Raw genomic sequence first — 22865 nt, 5'->3', positions numbered from 1 at the left:
ATAAAACCCCCATATGATAAATGCGGGGGTTTTTGTTATTAGAAAGTAGGCTAAATCGCTAATTATTTTGTTGTGCTTTTAACCACGCAATTTCTTGTGGCCAAATATCGGGGTTTACGGTTTCTAAAATCAAAGGGATACCATCGAAGCGGTTATCTTGCATAATGTAAGTAAATGGTGCAAAACCAATATTTCCTTCACCTAAACTATGGTGGCGGTCGACACGGCTGGAAAATTCACTTTTCGCATCATTAAGGTGCATTCCTTTTAGAAATTCAAACCCGACAATCTCAGCAAATTGGCCAAATGTTTTGTCACAATCTTCGGCAGTGCGTAGGTCATAACCTGCGGCAAAAGCATGACAAGTATCGATACACACACCTACACGGCTTTTATCTTTTACCCCATCAATAATTTTTGCGAGATGTGTAAAGTCAAAACCTAAGTTAGTACCTTGCCCTGCCGTATTTTCAATGACAGCAGTCACTCCCTCGGTTTCAGCAAGCGCGATATTAATAGATTCAGCAATCCGCGCTAAACAGTCGTCAATTTCAATTTTGTTTAAATGACTACCTGGGTGGAAATTAAGTAAATCAATACCTAATTGCTCACAGCGCTGCATTTCATCGATAAAAGCGACCCGAGATTTTTCTAGAGCTTCAAATTCAGGATGACCTAAATTGATTAAATAGCTGTCATGGGGCAGGATCTGGTGTTTACCGTATCCATATTTTTTGCAGTTATCTTTAAATTTTTTAATCACTTCTTCGTTAAGTGGTGCAGCTTTCCACTGACGCTGATTTTTTGTGAACAATGCAAAAGCGGTTGCGTTGATTTCATGTGCGCGAATAACGGCTTGGTCAACACCACCAGAGGCGCTGACATGTGCTCCAATATATTTCATTTTTGACTCCTTTTTATTGGAGTATGCCATTAATAAGCGAATAAATGAAATCAACAAAAAAGCCACCGGTTAAGGTGGCTAAAAACGAGGAGAATGTAGATCAAAAAATGTTTTGAATCAGTAAGTTAATTAAGAGTCCGCCAACTATCAACCAAACAAACAGTATCAACGCCATTAGCAATGGTTTAATGCCCGCTTGGCGAATAGCGCTAACATGGGTAGTCAACCCTAAAGCAACCATTGCCATAGCAAGTAAAATGGTATCCAAAGCAATAACTTGCTGTACTAATGCCTGAGGCAGTAAATTGAGTGAGTTAAAACCTGCGACAACAATAAAAAATACAGCAAACCAAGGAATAGTAATTTTACTTTTTTGGGTCTTTGTTGTTTGGTTTGCAGCCGTTTTACGGCTTAAAAACGCAGATAAAATAATTAAAAATGGCGCAAGCATCATGACACGGATCATTTTGGCAATAACAGAGGCATTTTCTGCGTCTGTACCAATTGTATGGCCTGCTGCAACAACCTGTGCAACTTCATGTACTGTTGAACCAATGTAAATTCCAAAGGTTTCTTCTGTTGCCGGAAACCAACCAAAGTGCGCGTTTAATTGGTAAATCCAAGGGTAAACAAAGATACAAATTGTACCAAAGATAACAACAGTTGAAACGGCAACAGCGACTTTACTCGCAGAAGCTTTAACGACAGGCTCAGTTGCCATGACCGCGGCTGCGCCACAGATACTACTGCCAGCACCAATTAATAATGTTGTTTCTTCATCAAGACCGAACACTTTTTTGCCTAGCCAATACGCTAATAAAAATGTCGATGTTAATGTTAAAGCATCAATAATTACACCAGTAGCGCCTACGTCAGTGATCTGTTGAAAAGTAAGGCGAAAGCCATACAAAATAATCCCGGCACGTAAAAAATAGTGTTTGGCAAATTTAATGCCAGCATCACAAGATTGACTGGCTACGGGGTAAAAAGTATTCCCGACAATAATTCCTAATAATATTGCGAGAGTTAATGCACCTAAACCAATATCCATAAACCAGGGTTGGTCACCGAGGTAAATTGCAATAGCAGTTAGAATACCCGCTAGAATAACACCTGGTATGAGTTTAAATATAGGGTTTAGGCTATTCTGCTCAAGGGTGTTGGTGTCACTTTTATTCATGATAATACTCTTTATTACCGCTTATAAGATTTAGTAATAAGGATATAACAAAATCAATAATAATTTAAATTGATTATCTTTATATAATCTACCACCAAAATAGATTATAAGTTTCTTCTGGAATATTGCGAATAAATCGTTAATATTAACATTATTATTACAAATACTAAAAATCACGTTGGGGCTTACCTTTATGCGAATTACACTTAGGCAACTTGAGGTTTTTACGGAAGTATTAAAAAGTGGCTCCACGACGCAGGCATCTCAGTTATTAGCGCTTTCACAATCGGCTGTCAGCGCGTCGCTAACGGATTTAGAAGGTCAATTAGGCGTTCAATTATTTGACCGTGTGGGTAAACGACTTGTTACGAATGAGCACGGAAGGCTGCTATATCCCAAAGCTTTAGCATTATTAGAGCAAGGGTTAGAAGTCGAGCAACTATTTAAAAAAGAGATGGGCGCAGTGCGTCTTGCAGCAAGTACAACGATTGGTAATTATATTTTACCAGAAGTCTTAGCGGGTTACCGTCATGACCATCCGGATATTCCTTTAGAGCTTTTTATCAGTAACACAGAAGAAATTATTAAAGCAGTCATGGAATTTAGAGCCGATGTTGGGTTAATCGAAGGCGTTTGTCATAGCCCTGAGTTAATTTCAAAAGCATGGCTAAAAGATGAACTCGTTATTTTTGTTTCACCCCAAAACCCACTGGCGAATAAAAAAGTTTCTTTAAAAGATTTGCGTGATGCGCCTTGGATTTTGCGTGAAAGAGGTTCAGGTACGCGGGACGTGCTCGACCAATTATTATTTGCACATCTTCCTGGCTTTCATATTTTAATGGAGCTAGGGAATTCAGAAGCTATCAAACATGCAGTTCGTTATGGAATAGGTATAAGTTGTTTATCTCGTCGGGTGATCGAAGAGCAATTAGAAAATGGCTCTCTAGTTGAACTAAAAATAGATGAACTTCATTTAGAAAGAACGCTATATTTGATTTATCATCGGCAAAAGCATCTTTCGAATGCGATTACTAACCTTCTGTCTTACTGTAATTAAAAATCCTCGTCATCTTTTAACCTGTCGCGTTGTTGGCTGCAATCGACGACCCAAGTCACATACTAATGTATGCTCCTTGGATAGTCTCAATTGCCGCCTAGCGACACGCTAAAAGCTATAGAGGATTGCAGTGAATGTGTTGCACTTGTGATAGGCTATCGCGTTGTTGGCTGCACTTTTTATGTGCCTTGAACAGTCACATTTGCCGCTACTGACACGATAAAGAAAATAAGACGTCGTCCTCTTATTAAGAGGGTATACTGAATTTTTTGAGATAACGCATTTTACTTATAATTTTGTGTGAATTATGAAGGTATCTTATAACAGTGAAGAGTTGCTTAGTTCTCACAGTCTATTTTGCTAGAATCCCTGCGATATTAGCTGAATAATAAAATGCAGGGAACAAATGTCAGAACAACATACCAATACTATCTCGCAGGGCGGCCCACAAAGACTACGCCGTGAGTTAAAGGCACGCCATCTTGCGATGATTGCTATCGGTGGGTCCATCGGTACAGGTTTATTTGTTGCCTCTGGGGCAACGGTTGCACAAGCAGGCCCCGGTGGAGCACTCCTTTCTTATGCTATCATTGGTTTAATGGTCTACTTTTTGATGACCAGTCTAGGTGAGTTAGCCGCATATATGCCCGTTTCAGGCTCATTTGCAACCTATGGTGCAAAATATGTCGATGAAGGCTTTGGCTTTGCGCTTGGGTGGAACTATTGGTACAACTGGGCTGTGACCATTGCAGTTGACTTAGTTGCCGCTCAATTAGTGATGACTTACTGGTTCCCAGATACCCCCGGTTGGATTTGGAGCGCCATTTTCCTTGCCATTATTTTCTTACTGAATTTCATCTCGGTTAAAGGGTTTGGTGAGGCTGAATACTGGTTCTCATTAATAAAAGTCACCACGGTCGTCATTTTTATTGTTGTCGGCGTATTAATGATTTTTGGCATCATGAGCGGTGCGGAAAATGCCGGGTGGCATAATTGGGAAATTGGTGATGCGCCTTTTGCTGGTGGTTTTTCAGCCATGATTGGTGTGGCAATGATAGTTGGGTTCTCATTCCAAGGAACTGAATTAATCGGTATTGCTGCGGGTGAATCGAAAGACCCCGCTAAAAATATTCCAAAAGCCGTGCGCAAAGTATTTTGGCGTATCTTGTTATTCTATATCTTTGCAATCTTAATTATTAGTTTGATCATTCCTTACACTGATCCAAACTTACTGCGTAATGATGTCAAAGATATTAGTGTAAGCCCATTCACTTTAGTATTTGAAAATGCAGGCTTATTATCTGCGGCAGCAGTAATGAATGCGGTTATTTTAACAGCGGTATTATCTGCAGGTAACTCCGGTATGTACGCATCAACGCGTATGTTGTATACCTTAGCCCGAGAAGGTAAGGCTCCGCGTATTTTCGCCCGTTTATCTAAAGGTGGCGTACCTCGTTATGCATTGTTAGCAACGACGGTTGTTGCAGGGTTATGTTTCCTAAGTTCCATGTTTGGCAACCAAACGGTGTACTTGTGGTTGTTAAATACATCGGGGATGACAGGGTTTATTGCTTGGTTAGGTATTGCCATTAGCCATTATCGTTTCCGTAGGGGCTATATTGCACAAGGGAGAGATCTTAATGACTTACCTTATCGTTCAGGCTTTTTCCCAATCGGTCCTATTTTTGCCTTTATTTTGTGCTTAACAATCACGTTGGGTCAAAACTACCAAGCTTTTTTAGAAGATAAAATTGATTGGGTAGGGGTTACCGCAACTTATATTGGAATTCCGTTATTTTTAGCAATTTGGTTTGGTTATAAGATAGCGAAGAAAACGACGTTTATCCGTTATAAAGACATGAGCTTTCCAAGTTACCGCGAAAATTTAGATAAATAGTTTTTTTAAATATCTATCATCAATAACAGCACTCTTAATAGGGTGCTGTTTTTTTATATATAGCGCAATAAACCTGCATTTTGGCGGTAAAATAGGCTGAATGTTTAGGTTTACGATGATGGTCACAGAATTCTATTGATGAAAGCCATGATTAAACTAATAATCGTATTGATAAGTATTCTTATTTGCTTTATTGTTACCGCATAAAAAAAGTAAGTCAATGAGGTTAAGAGTGGAGCTTAATACTATGTCGTCGGTAGCCAAGAAGTCTGTAGCTAGGTCGGTAGTAAAAGGAATAAGTTTAGCGTTATTAGCAAGTGCCAGTATGAGCGCTTGGGCTGTAACAGTGACTGATATTGCAGGTCGTACCGTTGAGGTTCCTGATAATGTTAATCGCATTTTATTAGGCGAAGGGCGCCTATTTAGTGCAATAGCTCTGCTAGAAGGTGATAAACCCATTGAGCGAATTGTAGGTTGGCAAGGTGACCTTCGAAAACTAGACCCGCAAACCTATGCTGTTTATAAAGCGAAATTTCCTGAAATTGATAACATTCCATTAATTGGTAATACCAGTGCAGATAGCGTCAGTTCAGAAAAAGTATTAACTCTAAATCCAGATATTGCGATTTTTGGTTTGTCAGGCCATGGGCCGGGTAAAAATAGTGAATTAGTTAACCAGCTCGAAAAAGCTGGTGTACCTGTCGTATTTGTGGATTTCCGTGATAAACCACTGGAAAACACTTTACCAAGCATGCGTTTACTTGGTAAAGCATTGAACCGCGAACAGGCGGCAAATAAATATGTCGATTTTTACGAAAGAAACCAAAAATTAGTCACTGATATTACTTCGAAAATACCAGAAGATAAAAAACCAAGTGTTTTTATTGAATTACGCGCTGGTGCTTTTGAAGATTGCTGTGGTACCGCTGGCGATGGAAATATGGGGAATTTTATTGATTTAGCTGGTGGTAAAAATATTGCTAAAGGTGTTTTGCCGGGCGCGCTTGGTACGATGAACTTAGAGAAAATTATTGCAGCAGACCCAAATGTTTACATTGCATCTGGTGCAAAAGCACCGGGTAGTAAAGATGCCGGCGTTCAATTAGGCGCACAAAGCACATTAACAGATGTACAAAAAAGCCTGAAAAAAATTACTGAACGTAAAGGGATTAGCTCGTTATCAGCCGTAAAAGATAAGCAAGATTATGCTATCTGGCACAATTACTATAACTCTCCATACAATGTGATTGCGACGCAAGTTTTCGCCAAATGGTTCTACCCAGAACAATTTGCCGATCTAGAACCGCAAAAAACACTAGAAGAATTGCATCGAGAGTTTCTCGCCATCGAACCAACCGGTGTATATTGGGTCAGCGAAAAGTAATGAAAACGGGTAAGAGTTGATGAGTATTACGAGCGAGCCAATGATTACGGCTGAAAAAGCGGCTATTCAGGCTGACGATAATGTAAAACAGCATTATCAAACTATGTTACGCCGTCGATTGACATGGATAGTTGTTATCATCGCGGCAATTTTATTATCACTGGTTATAGATTTTACCTTGGGGCCTTCAGGGTTATCTCTTGAGCGCTTATGGCAAACGTTGATGACCCCAGAGTCGGTTGATGCAGGAACGCGTGTCATTGTCTGGGACATTCGCTTGCCTTACGCATTGATGGCCGTGGTGATTGGCATGTCATTAGGGCTTGCGGGTGCTGAGATGCAGACAATCCTCAATAACCCGTTAGCGAGCCCATTTACATTAGGGGTATCTAATGCAGCAGCATTCGGTGCCGCATTAGCGATTGTTTCTGGTATTGCAATTCCAGGCGTGCCTGACCAATGGGTGATATCAGCCAATGCCTTTATTTTTGCCCTGTTAGCCGCACTGATGTTAGACGCAGTCACTCGTTGGACGCGTGTAGCAACTTCAGGTGTCGTACTGTTTGGTATTGCGCTTGTGTTCACCTTTAATGCATTGGTTTCCATGATGCAATTCATCGCAACAGAAGATACCTTGCAGGGTTTAGTCTTTTGGACGATGGGCAGTTTATCAAAAGCGACTTGGGTGAAACTTGGGGTGATGGCATTAGTTTTCGCACTTATTTTCCCAATTGCCATGATGAGTTCATGGAAGCTAACGGCTTTAAGATTGGGTGAGGATAGGGCGATCAGTTTCGGTATTGATGTGCGCCGTTTAAGGTTAACAACGTTATTACGCATTAGTATTTTATCGGCGCTAGCAGTGGCATTTGTCGGTCCTATTGCCTTTATTGGTTTAGTTGCGCCACATATAGCAAGGTTGATTTTTGGTGAAGATCACCGTTTTTATCTGCCTGCAAGTGCATTAATTGGGGCGTTAATTTTATCCATGGCCTCAATAGCGTCGAAGAATATTATTCCGGGTGTGATTATCCCTGTTGGGATCGTGACCTCGTTGGTTGGTGTACCGTTCTTCCTAAGTATTATTTTGCGTCATAGAGGGAACGTATCATGAGTGGCCTGATTATTAACCAATTTAATGCAGGTTACCCTAAACGTCCCGTAATTGAGAACCTATCGACGGATATCTTGCCTCGCGGCAAGATCACGGTATTACTTGGGCCAAATGGTAGTGGCAAATCCACATTATTGCGTTCGTTGGCGGGGTTAAATAAGGCAACAGGGCAGTTATTACTGGATGGTCAAGACTTAACCCAACAGAGTTTTGCCCAGCGAGCACAAAATGTGGTGTATTTACCGCAAACATTACCTGCTGGTGTGCACCTGTATGTTTTAGAGTCAGTGATTGTTGCTCAACGTGCTTCAGGCGGTTTGAGCAATGAGAATAGTAAAGACGAAGTGATGGGGTTATTACGTCAATTGGGTATTGAGCATTTGGCGTTAAGTTATTTAGACCAACTCTCAGGTGGTCAAAAACAATTAGTGGGTTTGGCACAATCTTTAATTCGTCAACCCAACTTATTGTTATTAGATGAACCGTTAAGTGCGCTGGATTTAAATTACCAATATCATGTGATGGATTTAGTTGCGAAAGAGACGAAACGTCGAAATATAATAACGGTAGTGGTGGTTCATGATATTAATATTGCGCTCAAACATGCGGAACATGTATTAATGTTGAAACAAGGCAATTTAATTGCTCAAGGCGAACCCGCTGAGGTTATTACCCCTGAAAGCCTTGCTGAGGTTTATGGCGTGCGGGGTCGTATTGAACGTTGTTCGCAAGGTGTGCCACAAGTCCTAATAGATGGGCTGGTTGATAAATTAGCAAGTTAATATAGTAATAGAATAGTGTGCTTGCAGCACTTGGCAAGCACATTAAATAAAATATAGAGGGCGCAATATTAAAAAATCAAATCTTAATTAATAGTAATTACCCACAGGAAATTTAATTAAATTATAAAATGGTTTTTTACCATGAATTTCCTATGGGTATTTAAATGCCTAAATAATAAAAATATTTTTTGATTCAATGAAATCAATGTGAGCAAATCAATTCATATATAAAACAAAATATCTCTTGGAGAGTTGGGAATGGTTGTTTTTAATAAAAGAAAAGTGGCAATTAGCATTATTGCGGCTATTGCTGCGGCGCCTGCATTTGCTGATGATAGTAATGATAAAATCTATGTAACAACAGCATCAGGCTACCAACAGAAAATTGAAGATGCACCTGCGTCTATTTCTGTTGTGACGCGCGAACAACTCGAAACTAAAGCTTACCGTGATGTGACTGACGCATTAAAAGATGTACCGGGTGTTTTAGTGACCGGTGGCGGCAGTAGCTCAGACATCAGCATCCGTGGTATGGATGCTAAATACACCATGATTTTAATCGATGGTAAACGTGTTGACACACGTACAACTCGCCCAAATAGTGATGGCTCTGGTATTGAACAAGGTTGGTTACCACCATTACCAGCTATTGAACGTATTGAAGTGGTACGTGGCCCAATGTCATCGCTGTACGGTTCAGATGCGATGGGAGGGGTAATTAATATTATCACTCGTCGCGTACAACAAGAGTGGACGACCAGTTTACGTGCAGACACTACACTCACTGAACGTAAAAATTCAGGGAATACAGGGCAAGGCAGCTTTTACACCTCAGGCCCATTAATTGATGGGTTATTAGGTGTAAAACTGCAAGGCCAATATTCACATCGTGGTGAAGATAAAATCATTAATGGTTTTAACCGCCAAATCATGGCGAGTGGTGGAGCAACGGTATCGTTGACCCCAGATGACAAAAATACCTTCGATGCAGAATTTAAACGTGATAACCAACACCGTGATGACCGTGAGGGTTATACCAGCAAAAGAGGCGACGGTAGCGGTTTTAGCAAATATGAGTTGACTCATATGGCATTAACCCATACGGGTATCTATGATATTGCATCAACAGATACCTATGTTCAATACGATGAGACAAAAAACCCAGGTCGTAAAATGACGGCAGAAGACCTTGTTTTCCGTAATCAAAGTGTCTTTTTACTGGGGGATCATAGTTTAAGTATTGGTGGTCAATATCGTAAAGAGAAATTGAAAGACGAAGGTAATAAATTTAAACAGTATAATCAGCTTGAACGATATAGCTGGGCGTTATTCGCAGAAGATGAATGGTTAATGACCAATGACTTTGCGGTAACGGGTGGTATTCGTATGGATAAAGACGAAAACTACGGTTCACACTGGACTCCACGTTTGTATGGTGTATGGCATGCTGATGAACAATGGACAATTAAAGGTGGGGTAACTACAGGTTACAAAGCACCAAGCTTGCGTGAATCGTCTGCAAACTGGGGACAAGCAACAGGTGGTAATGCAGGTAATGCCGTTATTTATGGTAATCCTGACTTAAAACCAGAGAAAAGTGTGACCGAAGAAATTGGTGTTATCTGGAACAATCAAGATAATATTACTGCGGGGATAACTATCTATAACACTGACTTTAAAGATAAAATTACTGAAGTTAGGCGTTGTGAAGAAAATAGTAGCACAGTAAGAGCATGTACAGTAGCTCAAGATGGTGAAGGTGACAAACCTAACCAACCGTATCGTTTCATTAGCGATAAAGCGAACGTTGATAAAGCAAGAATGCGCGGTGTTGAACTAACTTTCAACTGGCGTATTGTGGATGACTTAAGTTTTGCAGCTAACTACACCTATACTGATACTGAACAAAAAAGTGGTGTAAATAAAGGTAAGCCATTAAATAAGCAGCCTAAACATATGGCTAACTCCACACTGACATGGCAAACAACTGAAGATTTAGAAACATGGACGCGTATGAATTTCCGTGGAAAAACCTCTGAATACCAAGGTCGTGGACAAAAAATGTCAAGTGGTACAGCATCTTATGCTTTGTTTGATTTAGGTGCAAGTTATCAGCTTAACAAGAATGCGAACATTGTTGGTGGCGTATATAACGTCTTAGATCGCCGAATCGATAATGCGACTTATGGTGCTGAATTAGAAGGCCGTCGCTACAATATCGGTATCAACTACAACTTCTAATCGAAAAAATAATTTCGATTAATCCAAACCCTTTGGCTTCTACCAAAGGGTTTTTTGTTGATTAAAACCTGATAAAAATCATAAGAAAAAGAGGTTATAAGCAGATATGGCAAAAAGTCAGAAATAATCAAAATTTCTCATGGAAAATAGGGTGATTTGTTAACAATTTAACTTGCTATTTCGAGTTATGGCGTGCAAAATGCGCGAACTAAAAAATAACTGATGCTTAATCAAATGAAGCATCGGTTTTTTTGTTTTTAGGAACGTTCATTCTAGCGGGGCCGGACATAGAGCCGGAGAGATAATTTTAATATTTACGTGTAGCAAACATTTTTCGCTACCGATTTGAGGAATGCTTTTATGGCTTACTTTTTCGCATTCGCAGCAGGGCCAGGCGCTGGTGGCTGCCGTATCGATGACTACGGGGCTCTCGGTGGCTTCGCTCACACGCCTTTCTCCCTTTCTTCGTTTTTCTCTGCCTATAGGCAGATGCAAAGTCTTCCCAGTAACTGTCGATTAAGCCGAAGTAGTATGCAATCGAAAGTTATGGGAGGGCTTAGACGTGCAAAATAATACTCCAATTCCATTAGACATCGGTCACAATCAAACGGGTGCGAATAACCGCGTACAACTTGCAAAAACCTTAACATTGGTGCAAGTAGTGATGATCGGTATTGCGTATATCCAGCCAATGACGATATTTGATACCTTCGGAATGGTGTCAGATAAAACCGGTGGACATGTTCCAACTTCATACATTATTGCACTTGCTGCGATACTGTTTACTGCTCTGAGCTACGGTAAATTGGTGAAACGTTTCCCATCAGCCGGTTCAGCGTACACTTATGCCCAAAAATCAATGAGCCCTCATATTGGCTTCTTGGTGGGTTGGACATCCTTGCTGTCCTATATTTTTATGCCAATGATCAACATCTTATTGGCTAAAATTTATTTACAAGATATTTTCCCTAATGTTGAACCAGCGATTTTTGTTGTGGGTCTAGTCATATTAATGACGGCAGCAAACTTACGCGGTATCAACGTAATAGCGAACTTAAGTACCGTGATTGCGATTATCCAAGTTGGTGTCATGGCTGTGTTTACTGGGCTTGTTATCCACGGTGTCACTAACGGTGAAGGTACAGGAGAAATTTGGACCTTTAACCCATTTGCTAATGAAAAAACCGAAGTGATCCCGCTGATAGCTGGGGCGACAATTCTTTGTTTCTCATTCTTAGGTTTTGATGGATTAAGCTCATTGTCAGAAGAAACGCCAAATGCGGGTAAAGTTATCCCGCGTGCTATTTTCTTAACTGCGTTAATTGGTGGGGTTATCTTTATTACCGTTTCTTTCTTCTTACAGCAATACTTCCCTGATGTATCACGCTTTAAGAATATCAATGAAACACAACCAGATATTATGCGTTTTGTTGCTGGAACATTCTTCCAGTCAATCATTCTGGTGTTCTCATGTGTTACGGTATTAGCGTCAGGTATGGCGGCTCATGCGGGTAGTGCGCGTTTGATGTATGTAATGGGGCGTGATGGGGTATTCCCAGAAAAAGTATTTGGTTATGTTAGCCCAACGTGGCGCACTCCTGCATACAACGTATTAATGGTTGGTTTCTTAGCACTAGGCGCTATCTGGTTTGAAATGGATTTTGCGACTGCATTAATTAACTTTGGTGCACTAATCGCGTTTACCTTCGTTAATATCTCGGTTATCAGCCAATTCTTTATTCGTGAACGCCGTATGACTGGGGCTAAAAATATCATTAACTATTTGATTTTGCCTGTCATAGGGACATTAACAGTCTGTGTGTTATGGCTAAATATTGAAGAAGATTCAATGGTATATGGTTTAGTCTGGACTGCGGTTGGTTTAGTTTATATGGCTGTTTTAACGCGTATGTTTAAGCGTCCTATGCCGCAAATGAGCGACATCTAATATATTCTTCATATTTCGCGCTGTAGCTGCGTTGCGTTCTCAAAACGACATGGGTCACATACTTATGTATGCTCCCCATGCTCGTTTTGCTCGGCGCCTTGCTACAACACGAACTATTTTGAATATACTCAGAATTAGAATTGTTCAAATAGCGTCCTTGAGGCGCTATTTTTTTACCCGTTAAGAATTATTTAAGATAAAGCGTGTAGCCTATTAACATCATAATATTATGTGATATTGTTGTTACAACACATAATGCATAACTATGATAATTACGAATTCGATTAATAAGGCACACAAATGAATGATGCAAAGAAACCTGAGAATCAACGGTTATTACTGACGCTTAGGAATATTGTTGGCAAAAAAAATATTTTAACAGAGCCGCATAAAACAGAACGTTATCGCAAAGGCTTTCGCTCTGGTATGGGGGATGCAATCGCGGTTGTATTTCCAACAACATTGCTCGAACAATGGTATGTTTTCAAGGCGTGTGTTGAAGCGGACAAAATTGTCCTGATGCAAGCAGCGAATACAGGGTTAACCGAAGGGTCAACACCGAGCGGTTATGATTATGATCGCGATATCGTCATCATTAGTACATTGAAATTAAACCAAATTCAAGTTTTACCAGAATTTAACCAAGTGGTTGCGATGCCGGGAAGCACTTTGTACGATCTGGAAAAAATCTTAAAACCATTAGGGCGCGAACCGCACTCTTTGATTGGGTCTTCGTGTATTGGTGCTTCTGTAGTTGGGGGGATTTGTAATAGTTCTGGTGGGTCGCTAGTACGCCGAGGTCCTGCTTATACGGAGCTGGCTCTCTATGGTCGAGTCAATGATGATGGCAAAGTAGAATTGGTAAATCATCTTGGTATCGATTTAGGGGACACCCCAGAAGAAATTCTGACAAATCTGCAAAATCGCGGTTATAGCAGTGAAGACGTACAAGTTAGCGATAAATTAGCCTCTGATCACGAATATGCAGAACGCGTTCGTGATGTTGATGCCGATACACCATCACGCTTTAATGCTGATGAACGCCGTCTATTTGAAGCATCAGGGTGCGCTGGAAAATTAGCCGTATTTGCTGTTCGCTTAGATACTTTCCCTGCAGATAAAAAAACACAGGTATTTTATATCGGTTCTAATAATCCAAATGTTTTGGAAGATATCCGTCGTTATATTTTGAGTGAATTTAAAAACCTGCCAGTAGCAGGTGAATATATGCATCGCGGTTGCTTCGATATTGCAGAAGTTTATGGCAAAGATACCTTTTTAATGATTGATAAATTCGGCACTGACAAAATGCCAATGTTTTTCACCATTAAAGGGCGAATTGATGCGGTATTAAATAAAGTCCCATTCCTGCCATCAAATCTGATTGACCGTACTATGCAGGCTCTCAGTAAATTATGGCCCTCCCATTTGCCGCCTCGTATGAAAGAGTTCCGTGATCGTTACGAACACCACTTAATGTTAAAAATGGCTGGAGACGGCATTGATGAAGCTAAAGTTTGGCTAAAATCTTATTTTTCAAGCGCAGATGGCGGCTATTTTGAATGTACACCCGAGGAGGGAGCAAAAGCATTTTTACATCGTTTTGCTGCTGCGGGTTCTGCGGTTCGTTATCATGCTGTCCACAACAAAGATGTGGAAGATGTTTTACCTCTTGATATCGCATTACGCCGCAATGATAGAAATTGGTTTGAAACGTTACCACCAGAAATTGAAAAGTTATTGGTGCATAAATTATACTGTGGCCACTTTATGTGCCATGTTATGCATCAGGATTATGTATTGAAAAAAGGCGTAGACCCGAAAGAGCTAAAAGAAAAAATGTTAGCTTTGTTAGATGAACGAGGCGCTCAATATCCTGCAGAGCATAACGTAGGTCATTTATATAAAGCCCCTGAACAGTTGAAATCGTTCTATAAGCAATCTGACCCAACAAATACAATGAACCCCGGTTTAGGTAAAACAACTAAACGCAAAAATTGGGAAGGGGATTGTGGTTGCGGTCATTCTCATGACCATTAAGGCACGTGTCATATAAATGAAAAAAAGCAGGTATTGGTAAGCATTTCAATATCTGCTTTTTTATGACTAAATTAGCTGGCGAGGTCTCTCGCATAATTAATCAATGCTTTTAATTGCTGGCAACGCTTTTCATCATGTTGATGCTCTACAAGTAATAGCTGTATTTGTTGCATATATTCTGTTAAACGCTCTTCATTAAAGTAGTCTCTACGGTGCTGTAACCAGCGCTGCTGCTCATCATAAGATAAGGTTGCAGGGTAATTACGTGCTTTATAGCGAAAGAAAAGTTCTTTCATGCGCTTATCTTCAAAACTTAATTCCAATGCAGGTAAGTTCTGTGGGGAAGTTTCACGAATAATATCCATCGTTGAGCGGTCAGAAGGACTGAAAAAACCATTATAAATTTGTGTATCGACATCATCTGACTCTGCAAATATTTGAGGCTCGCTAAATAACTCAATTAGTTTATTACGAATTTCAGGGTGCTTGCGTAAGGTTTCCAGATTGCGCATACATAAGTCACGGTCAACACCTGTTCGCTGTGCATCTTCTGGGCGCAGTGTCTTTTCTGGCGCTAAAATTGGGCATTTATTAATATGAACTAATTTTACAGGAACGGGAGAAGCGCCCGCCAATTCAGCTTTAGGCGTATATAATCGGGTACGTAATTGTTGAACGTCTAACTCAATTAATGGTGAGATATCGGCAGATAAATCGCACATAATAACGGCATTTTTGTTATCGGGATGCCAAGCAAGTGGAGCGACTAAACTGACATAAGAGCGCAATGCGCCAAACATACCAGAGACATGAACTAATGGTGTTATTTCTACAATATCAATAAGTTGACTTATTTTATTTTTATTTCTTAACTGATAAAAGTAATCGAACATTCGCGGTTGAGCGGCTTTCAACAGTTTTGCCATATTTATAGTCGCTAAAACGTCAGACATTGCATCATGTGCATTTTCATGAGCAACCCCATTTGCTTTGGTCAAATGTTCTAAACGCATACTCGGTAAACCATCTTCATTTTCTGGCCATTGAATACCTTCAGGGCGAAGCGCAAAACAGGCACGCAAAGTGTCGAGTAAATCCCAACGCGAATTTCCTTGTTGCCAACTATATGCATATGGGTCGTAAAAATTTCGGTAAAAAATATTACGCGTAACTTCATCATCGAAACGAATATTGTTGTAGCCCATAATACAGGTATTAGGGACACTAAAAGCCGCATGAATTCGTTTAGCAAACTCGGCTTCATTTATGCCTTGAGATAATGCGACTTGCGGGGTGATCCCAGTGATCATGACGGCTTCAGGTTGCGGTAAATAGTCATCAGCCGGAGCACAATAAAAAACTTCGGGTTCTTCAATGATATTAAAATCAAGGTCAGTGCGAACGCCTGCAAACTGCGCAGGCCTATCGAGAGCAGGGCGCTTACCAAAGGTTTCATAGTCATGAATAAAAAAGGTCGGTTGTTTTTTATTATCTTGCAACGTTTTCACCATTTTGATGATTATATAGTAGATTGATAGTGGTTAATTTATTGCTATTCACTATACCTTGTTGATTAATGATACCTTATCTACCGTAAAAGCTAAACTAAGGCTATCTGATATTGAGTGGGTGAGATTGAGAGCCGCATAACTTGGATGATTTGATGAAATCTTTTACCCAGCAGACATTCGTCATTAATTTGCGAGAGTATATCGTGATTGATATCACATATATCAATTGTTAACGTTAACATTAGTGATTAACATCACAATTAACAGGCTATTTTGTGGTTTGAAATTAATGTTAACCTTAACATTTCATCAAGATAATTTTTGATAGGTGATGAAATATGAATCGTGGCTCAAGAAAGTATTATGCCTCTTTGAGTGCATTATTGTTTTTTTTCTTTTTCACGTGGTCATCAACGTTTTCTGTCGTCGCAATCTGGCTGCGTAAATATGTTGGCTTGGATGGGGCGGATACAGGATTTATTTTCTCTTGTATTTCGATTGTGGCACTTTGCGCACAGCCACTCTATGGGTTTATGCAAGATAAATTAGGATTACGAAAAAATTTACTGTTATTTATTGCAGTTCTACTGATTTCATCTGGGCCATTTTTTATGGTTTTCGGTACGTTGCTAAGATGGAATGTGTTTTTGGGTAGTGTTATTGGTGGTTTGTTTATTGGCATGACTTTTCATGCGGGCATTGGTGTACTTGAATCTTATACAGAGCGAGTTAGCCGATTACGTAATTTTGAATATGGAAAAGCGAGGATGTGGGGCTCATTGGGTTGGGCGACTGCAACGTTTTTTGCTGGGCGTAATATTAACCTGAACCCTGATTACAATTTTATCATGGCAACCGTTTCAGGCTTATTATTTTTAGTTATTTTATTGAATTTAAAAACGGCAAACGCAGATGCCTATAATAGCCTTGAACATGGTAAACCTTCAGCCATCACTGTGAAAGATGCTTTGCAATTGTTTGTACAGCCCCATTTTTGGGCTTTGATATTGTTTGTATTAGGTACCTGTATATACAGTGTGTATGACCAGCAATTTATGGTGTATTTTGCCCATCAGTTTCAAAGTGAGCAATTAGGTAATGAGATGTACGGTTATCTAAATTCATTGCAGGTTTTCTTGGAGGCAGGAGGAATGTTTTTAGCGCCATTTATCGTCAACCGAATTGGTGCTAAAAATGGATTGCTGTTTGCGAGTTCTGTCATGGCTCTACGCATTATTGGTTCAGGCCTAGTTGATGGCGCGATTATGATATCGATAATGAAATTACTGCATGCCGTTGAGCTCCCGATTCTGTTAGTCGCGATTTTTAAATATAACAGCCTTCATTTCGATAAACGTTTGTCATCGACACTTTATTTGGTTGGCTTTAGTTGCATGAGCTCTGTCGTTGCAAGTATTTTATCGCCATTAGCGGGTTGGGGGTATGATAAAATTGGTTTTGCTGATACCTATCTGGTCATGGGGATATTTGTTATTATTACGACGATATTATCTGCATTTTGTCTCAGAGGTGATGGGGCAGGCCATCAAGAAATCAGAGAAAAAGATCAAACAAATAAATGTAATCAAGATCACTCCGAAAATTTGGTCGTTAAAGTATAAAGTGAAATCAATTTTCAGCGGAATAATTTGATAAATATGCGAAACGGGCTTGTAACTCAATAGGATTAGATTGTATTGTGTTAATAGATAATGCGTTTTGAATATTGACTAGAGGGTTTTAAACATGGACAACGCTAACAAGCCGTCTTTCCAAAATGTTCTGGAATTTGTGCGTATGTTTCGTCGCAAAAATAAAATTCGTCGTGAAATCACCGACAATGAGAAAAAAATTCGTGATAACCAGAAGCGTGTTTTGCTGCTGGATAACTTGAGTGAATATATAAAACCAGGTATGTCGATTGAAGATATTCAGGCAATTATTGCGAATATGCGTAGTGATTATGATGATCGTGTTGATGATTATATTATCAAGAACGCTGAGCTCTCCAAAGAACGTCGTGAAATATCGAAAAAGCTCAAAGAGATGGGTGAATTACCGCGTATTGATGTGAAATAATTACCACGTAAAGCCGAGGTCATCTCGGCTTTATTGTTTTTGACTTGAGTTGATAGATAGCATTGACCGCACGTAGTGATTATAAATTTAACCTATTAACTTGTTTGATTAATGCGGTTGCTAACCTTTCCATTTCATTTTCTGCAATAAATCCCATCGTCACTGCTGCTGCGACAAGCTGGCCTTCGCCATTAAATACAGGACAAGCAATAGATTGCGCTCCGGGAATTCCTTCAGTTGGTTGGTAACGGATGGCATAGCCTTGTTGGATAACTTTATTAATTTCGTCCTGCGAATAGGAATTCGAACCAAATTGGTTATCAAATGCAGAATAAATCAGCCCAGCAGCACTTTTTACGACAGGCAATGGCGTGTTAGGTAAAAAGTCAATTTCAATGTTTTTGAAGCTACGATTATATTTCACTAAAGAAAGCGCTTTCCCTAAACGCGTGGCTATACCTGTTGAGACGTTCTGTTCATCGCGAAATTGAATCAAACTATTGTTAATGGTTTCGATGTAAGAGTCTTCAGGTTTAACAAAATTAGCTAAGAAGGTTAAATTGCGGCCTAAACCATAACGGCTAGTTTGAGAATCTTGGTACAGCATTTGTGTACGGCACAGTGAAACCAGATATTTATGTAAACGGCTTTTTGATATCTCACAACCTTTTGAAATATCCGCTGCGCGTGCAATGCCCCCATTTTGAGCAATATAATTTAAAATGCTTACGGCTATATCAACAGAATTAACACCTTGCAGAGTAGACATACATAAACCTCAGTTTAACAAGTTCTGAAATTTTACCATGAGTTGCCTTGTGCTGCTAACGACCCGACAAAGCAAAAAAGTAATCCGAAAGCGGTAGTACGATATTACCTATAAATAGATAGAATTATTGACGCCACTCAAGTTCATCTTTAGTGAATGGAGTATATATATAGTGTACTTATGAAGGCAATGTCGAGGTTTACTATAATGAAAACGATAAATTCACTACGTTTGAAACGCCGAACTCTACTCAAAGGGCTTGGCGTTGTAGGGTTGGCGAGTATCGCACCCTGTTCTTATGCACAAGGAAACAGCAATCAACCCTTACCTAAAGTGCGGCTCAAACTGTCGGACTACAAAACATTTCGGTCAACTTGTGCAATGGAGTGTTTGCATTGCAACCTAACCGCATATACCTACCAAGGTAAGCTGATGAAAATTCAGGCGACGGAAGGGTTTAATGTCAAATGTTGCTTGCGAGGTATGAGTCGAACTAAATGGGTCTATCATGATCAACGCATCAAAACACCATTACTACGAGTAGGCGAAAAAGGTAAAGCTGAATTCAAACCGATAAGTTGGGATGAGGCGCTGGATCTTATTGAAAAAAATATCAGAGAGACCATTGATAAATATGGTAATGAAGGGTTGTTTATTTCCACTCATGCCGGAAATATGGACTCGATTAAAAATGATATGGGGAAGGCTTTCTTTGATTATTTAGGCGGCTCAACGAAACAAGCGGGTTCACTTTGTTGCTCTGCTGTAACAGCTGCGATGATCCCGATGCTCGGCCTGAGGTATGCAGATACCCGCGATACGATAGCGGATAGCCGTTATATCCTGTGTTGGGGCAATAACCCAGCTGTTACGATGCAAGCCTATTTTAAAAATTATAACCAAGCGAGAAGAAATGGCGCTCGATTAGTAGTGATTGACCCGCGTTTTAGTGAAACAGCTGCAAAAGCAGACGAGTGGATACCGATTATTCCAGGGACAGATACCGCGCTTGCTTTAGGTATGATTAAAATCATTATTGAAGAAAACCGGATAGATGAACATTTCTTGAGGGCTCATACTGGCGCGGTTTATTTGGTTGATGCGGACCAAAAACAAGTTAGGCAAAACAAAGATGATAAGGACAGCTATTTAGTTTTCGATACATTAAGCAAACAATTAGTTCGCCATGATTCACCGGGTATTAAACCGGCACTTTTTCAACATGAACTTCCTGAAAATTTGAGTTATACCACTGTTTTTGAACAAATTTACCAACAAGCAAAAGATTGGGATATTGCTCGGGTCAGTGAAGAAACGGATGTTCCAGCGGAAACTATTGTACGTCTTGCTCGGGATTACTCATCAATAACTCCTTCAATGATTGTGCAAAATATGTCAGGAGCACAACGAACCGAACATGGCGCTTATGTCGCAGGAAGCCAGTTCTATCTCGCTTTATTGACTGGGAATATAGGTAAACGAGGGGCGGGTGTTTGTGATGCTGGTGGAGCTCGGCAAATGGCTAACTTCAGCCCAATAGTGCCACCGGCACCGAATGTGAAAAATATTCCTCCCATTCCTGTTGCGAAAGTTGGCGATTTTATCGTCAATGACAAGCCTCATCCGATTAATTTCTGGTGGATTATGACGATGGGGGTTATGACCCAATTGCCGAATACCAACAAGGTTCGCGAAGCACTAAAAAAAGTTCCATTTGTTGTAGTAGCAGATAATCTCATGAGCTCAACAGCCTTATATGCTGATTTAGTTTTACCAGTGACCACTATTTTTGAAGATACCAGTTTGATGGCGGGAGTACGTAGCCAATATGTTCAATTAATGGAACAAGCCGTTGAACCCGTTGGTGAAGCAAAACCCGACTATTGGATTTTTGCCCGATTAGCAGAACGTTTCGGTTTTGGCGACGTATTTAATAAGCCAATAGAGCACTATATTGATGCCTGTTTAGTCGGTTCTGGTATTACTCGCCAAATGTTAGAAAAAGGCCCTGTGCGCCCGGTAGAAGGGGATTGGATCCCATTCAAAGACGGTATTTTTAGAACATCAACCAAAAAAGCACACTTGTTTGTTGAAGATTGGCAAAAGAAAAATTTTTCACCTGTCGTCGCTTACTACCAAGTGACCGAGTCTGTTAAAGGTTCACCTGAATTAGCCAAAAAGTATCCTTTGATGGCGGTTCAGCGCAAGTTAGCGCGTAGTGTGCATTCAAGTCATGGAATGAATGAATGGATCCTTGAAGTACAACGAAACCAGCCGAATGTCTTGATTCACCCAGAAGATGCTAAATCACGAGGCATTAAAGATGGAGAATGGGCGATCACCTTTAATGACCGAGGAGAACACCGAGCCATTGCTGTCGTGACAACGCATATTAAAAAAGGCGTAATTTCACTGGATAACGGCTGGTGGGAACAACAGGGGGGGAGCAGCAGTCATGTCACGAATGACCAAGTTGAACATTTGGGAACGGGACACTGCTGTAATAGTACGTTAGTTGATGTAAGAAGGGAGGCTTAATCATGGTCAAGCAATATGGTTTCTTAATAAATACAAAAGATTGCTATGGTTGCCGCACTTGTTCAATGGCTTGTAAATCTGAGAATGTGACTCCGCCGGGCGTCTTGTGGCGTCGAGTTCGCGAATTCAATGATGACTCACCGAATACTCAAGCATTTATTACGATGTCTTGTAACCATTGTGATGACCCACAATGTTTAAAAGTTTGCCCAGCAGACACCTATACCAAACGGGCAGACGGTATTGTCGTGCAAGATCATGAGAAATGTATTGGTTGCCAGATGTGTATTATGGCTTGTCCATATCATGCCCCGGTTTTTGACCCTGCAGAAGGGAAAACCAGCAAGTGTAATATGTGTGCGGAACGGTTAGATGAAGGCCTATTGCCAAGGTGTGTGGAGTCTTGCCCTACAGGTGCCATTGAGTTTGGTGATATCACTGAACTACGTAAAAAACACACGACAAACTGGACGGTTCTGGAACAGCGTTACAACATGCCCGATCACACAATTAGTCGTCCAAATATTGTGATCATTGGGATGGAGGACTAATCATGGATATTAAACATATGGAACTCCCTCTAGTATTTTTTACAGTGATGAGCCAGTGGGGGATTGGTGCTGTTCTCGCATTAACCATTTATCAAATGAAAGCCAGTCAAGAATCTCTATTATCAGGTTCTGTATTACGTCGCGCAGTGCTATTGATATGGCTGATTGAAGTTATTGGTTCATCGATGTCAATGGGGCATTTAGGTGTACCTCTCGAAGCATACCGTTCCGTTCTGGGGTTAAGTCATTCATGGCTAAGTCGCGAGGCAGTGACATTTGTATTATTAAATGGTGTTATCACTTTGTGGGCTCTATCTTGCTGGTTGCAACCCACAGTAAACACGCGTAACACGATATTAGGCTGGATCAGTGGGATTGGTGGATTAGCCGCTATACTTGTCACGGCGCAAGTCTATTATCAAATGGTTGCTCATCCATTATGGCATACACCGGCAACACAACTCGCGTTTATAGGCAGTGCAATTGTCCTTGGTTTTAGTCTAGTGGCCTTATTTGTTATTGGGCAAGGCAAGCCATTACTATCGACAATTAAAGTCGGCGTACTGATAGGTGTTGCATTGGTATTAATTGCACAGATTATTCGCTTACAATTACCTGCAAGCCAAGGCGGGAGCTACTTGCTGTGGTGGCAGGTAGTGATGAGTATGATATTGCCTTGCATTATGGCGATAAAAGTATACAAGGAGCGACCATCCGTAGTCTTACTTGTATTGATAATGTTGGCGATGTTTAGCGGAGAGTTAGCTGGCAGAGCCTTGTTTTATGGTTCGGTGATGACCCAAGCACCTTGGTTCTAAAAATCCTCGTCATATTTCGGCCTGTCGCGTTGTTGGCGTCGCACACTCGCCC

At 40.5% G+C, this 22865-nt stretch carries 18 protein-coding genes; 14 read left to right on the top strand and 4 right to left on the bottom strand.

Annotated features, from left to right (window positions below):
* Positions 1–58 precede the first annotated feature (58 nt).
* Positions 59–904, bottom strand: a complete 846-nt coding sequence (gene nfo, locus PR767_RS09155) for a deoxyribonuclease IV (protein ID WP_272520201.1) — start codon at positions 902–904, stop codon at positions 59–61.
* A 100-nt stretch (positions 905–1004) separates the two neighbouring features.
* On the bottom strand, positions 1005–2084 hold the full coding sequence (locus PR767_RS09150; RefSeq protein WP_272520200.1) for a YeiH family protein: 1080 nt from the start codon (positions 2082–2084) through the stop codon (positions 1005–1007).
* 193 nt (positions 2085–2277) lie between these two features.
* Between PR767_RS09150 and yieE the strand changes: the two genes are divergently transcribed.
* The 9 genes from yieE to dld all read left to right on the top strand — a co-directional run bounded on the left by yieE (position 2278) and on the right by dld (position 14547).
* Complete coding sequence (gene yieE / locus PR767_RS09145; protein WP_004911888.1) at positions 2278–3141, top strand: DNA-binding transcriptional regulator YeiE; 864 nt, start codon at positions 2278–2280, stop codon at positions 3139–3141.
* 406 nt (positions 3142–3547) lie between these two features.
* A complete protein-coding gene (locus tag PR767_RS09140) occupies positions 3548–5038 on the top strand; it encodes an amino acid permease (RefSeq protein WP_004911886.1) in 1491 nt (496 codons plus the stop codon).
* A 247-nt stretch (positions 5039–5285) separates the two neighbouring features.
* Positions 5286–6422 (top strand): ABC transporter substrate-binding protein, encoded by a 1137-nt coding sequence (locus tag PR767_RS09135; protein ID WP_272520199.1) that lies wholly within the window; start codon positions 5286–5288, stop codon positions 6420–6422.
* A 19-nt stretch (positions 6423–6441) separates the two neighbouring features.
* On the top strand, positions 6442–7536 hold the full coding sequence (locus PR767_RS09130) for a FecCD family ABC transporter permease (protein WP_004911884.1): 1095 nt from the start codon (positions 6442–6444) through the stop codon (positions 7534–7536).
* Positions 7530–8318, top strand: coding sequence for an ABC transporter ATP-binding protein (locus tag PR767_RS09125; protein WP_094960415.1), 789 nt, complete (start codon positions 7530–7532; stop codon positions 8316–8318). Before PR767_RS09130 ends, PR767_RS09125 begins: the two co-directional genes overlap by 7 nt.
* 258 nt (positions 8319–8576) lie before the next feature.
* Positions 8577–10559: a ligand-gated channel protein gene (locus PR767_RS09120; RefSeq protein ID WP_004911880.1), complete on the top strand. Its 1983-nt coding sequence runs from the start codon at positions 8577–8579 to the stop codon at positions 10557–10559.
* 360 nt (positions 10560–10919) lie between these two features.
* A complete protein-coding gene (locus PR767_RS09115; RefSeq protein ID WP_004253162.1) occupies positions 10920–11132 on the top strand; it encodes a hypothetical protein in 213 nt (70 codons plus the stop codon).
* On the top strand, positions 11122–12507 hold the full coding sequence (locus tag PR767_RS09110; RefSeq protein WP_109911590.1) for an APC family permease: 1386 nt from the start codon (positions 11122–11124) through the stop codon (positions 12505–12507). The genes PR767_RS09115 and PR767_RS09110 overlap by 11 nt, the downstream gene beginning before the upstream one ends.
* A 300-nt stretch (positions 12508–12807) precedes the next feature.
* The gene (gene dld, locus PR767_RS09105; protein ID WP_272520198.1) at positions 12808–14547 is read left to right on the top strand and encodes a D-lactate dehydrogenase; all 1740 of its coding nucleotides are present in this window, start codon (positions 12808–12810) and stop codon (positions 14545–14547) included.
* 71 nt (positions 14548–14618) lie between these two features.
* Here dld and sbcB read toward each other — a convergent pair whose 3' ends face one another.
* The gene (sbcB, locus tag PR767_RS09100; protein ID WP_109911592.1) at positions 14619–16046 is read right to left on the bottom strand and encodes an exodeoxyribonuclease I; all 1428 of its coding nucleotides are present in this window, start codon (positions 16044–16046) and stop codon (positions 14619–14621) included.
* A 350-nt stretch (positions 16047–16396) separates the two neighbouring features.
* On the opposite strand from sbcB, the gene PR767_RS09095 reads away from it, so the two are divergent.
* Complete coding sequence (locus tag PR767_RS09095) at positions 16397–17680, top strand: MFS transporter (protein WP_004911868.1); 1284 nt, start codon at positions 16397–16399, stop codon at positions 17678–17680.
* Positions 17681–17804: 124 nt separating this feature from the next.
* A complete protein-coding gene (gene tmaR / locus PR767_RS09090) occupies positions 17805–18137 on the top strand; it encodes a PTS system regulator TmaR (RefSeq protein ID WP_004253179.1) in 333 nt (110 codons plus the stop codon).
* Between the two features lie 79 nt (positions 18138–18216).
* Here the strand turns inward: tmaR and PR767_RS09085 are convergent, their stop codons facing one another.
* Positions 18217–18906, bottom strand: a complete 690-nt coding sequence (locus PR767_RS09085) for a helix-turn-helix domain-containing protein (RefSeq protein ID WP_272520197.1) — start codon at positions 18904–18906, stop codon at positions 18217–18219.
* Between the two features lie 207 nt (positions 18907–19113).
* Here PR767_RS09085 and PR767_RS09080 point away from each other — a divergent pair, with 207 nt between their 5' ends.
* From PR767_RS09080 to PR767_RS09070, 3 genes are read left to right on the top strand one after another with little or no spacing between them, the layout of a single operon-like run.
* The gene (locus PR767_RS09080) at positions 19114–21444 is read left to right on the top strand and encodes a molybdopterin-containing oxidoreductase family protein (protein WP_272520196.1); all 2331 of its coding nucleotides are present in this window, start codon (positions 19114–19116) and stop codon (positions 21442–21444) included.
* A gap of 2 nt (positions 21445–21446) precedes the next feature.
* On the top strand, positions 21447–21995 hold the full coding sequence (locus PR767_RS09075) for a 4Fe-4S dicluster domain-containing protein (protein ID WP_272520195.1): 549 nt from the start codon (positions 21447–21449) through the stop codon (positions 21993–21995).
* Between the two features lie 2 nt (positions 21996–21997).
* Positions 21998–22813, top strand: a complete 816-nt coding sequence (locus PR767_RS09070; RefSeq protein ID WP_272520194.1) for a dimethyl sulfoxide reductase anchor subunit family protein — start codon at positions 21998–22000, stop codon at positions 22811–22813.
* The last annotated feature ends 52 nt before the right edge of the window (positions 22814–22865 follow it).

This window comes from Providencia sp. PROV223 (assembly GCF_028479245.1).
Classification (GTDB): Bacteria; Pseudomonadota; Gammaproteobacteria; order Enterobacterales; family Enterobacteriaceae; genus Providencia; species Providencia rettgeri.
The sequence above is the reverse complement of the archived record's forward strand: the minus strand, read 5'-3'. Positions and strand labels throughout refer to the sequence as shown.

Bases quoted from the DNA above. Each gene is read 5' to 3' on its own strand.
- nfo (WP_272520201.1), bottom strand. From the start codon at position 904: ATGAAATATATTGGAGCACATGTCAGCGCCTCTGGTGGTGTTGACCAA.
- PR767_RS09150 (WP_272520200.1), bottom strand. From the start codon at position 2,084: ATGAATAAAAGTGACACCAACACCCTTGAGCAGAATAGCCTAAACCCT.
- yieE (WP_004911888.1), top strand. From the start codon at position 2,278: ATGCGAATTACACTTAGGCAACTTGAGGTTTTTACGGAAGTATTAAAA.
- PR767_RS09140 (WP_004911886.1), top strand. From the start codon at position 3,548: ATGTCAGAACAACATACCAATACTATCTCGCAGGGCGGCCCACAAAGA.
- PR767_RS09135 (WP_272520199.1), top strand. From the start codon at position 5,286: ATGTCGTCGGTAGCCAAGAAGTCTGTAGCTAGGTCGGTAGTAAAAGGA.
- PR767_RS09130 (WP_004911884.1), top strand. From the start codon at position 6,442: ATGAGTATTACGAGCGAGCCAATGATTACGGCTGAAAAAGCGGCTATT.
- PR767_RS09120 (WP_004911880.1), top strand. From the start codon at position 8,577: ATGGTTGTTTTTAATAAAAGAAAAGTGGCAATTAGCATTATTGCGGCT.
- PR767_RS09115 (WP_004253162.1), top strand. From the start codon at position 10,920: ATGGCTTACTTTTTCGCATTCGCAGCAGGGCCAGGCGCTGGTGGCTGC.
- dld (WP_272520198.1), top strand. From the start codon at position 12,808: ATGAATGATGCAAAGAAACCTGAGAATCAACGGTTATTACTGACGCTT.
- PR767_RS09095 (WP_004911868.1), top strand. From the start codon at position 16,397: ATGAATCGTGGCTCAAGAAAGTATTATGCCTCTTTGAGTGCATTATTG.
- tmaR (WP_004253179.1), top strand. From the start codon at position 17,805: ATGGACAACGCTAACAAGCCGTCTTTCCAAAATGTTCTGGAATTTGTG.
- PR767_RS09085 (WP_272520197.1), bottom strand. From the start codon at position 18,906: ATGTCTACTCTGCAAGGTGTTAATTCTGTTGATATAGCCGTAAGCATT.
- PR767_RS09080 (WP_272520196.1), top strand. From the start codon at position 19,114: ATGAAAACGATAAATTCACTACGTTTGAAACGCCGAACTCTACTCAAA.
- PR767_RS09075 (WP_272520195.1), top strand. From the start codon at position 21,447: ATGGTCAAGCAATATGGTTTCTTAATAAATACAAAAGATTGCTATGGT.
- PR767_RS09070 (WP_272520194.1), top strand. From the start codon at position 21,998: ATGGATATTAAACATATGGAACTCCCTCTAGTATTTTTTACAGTGATG.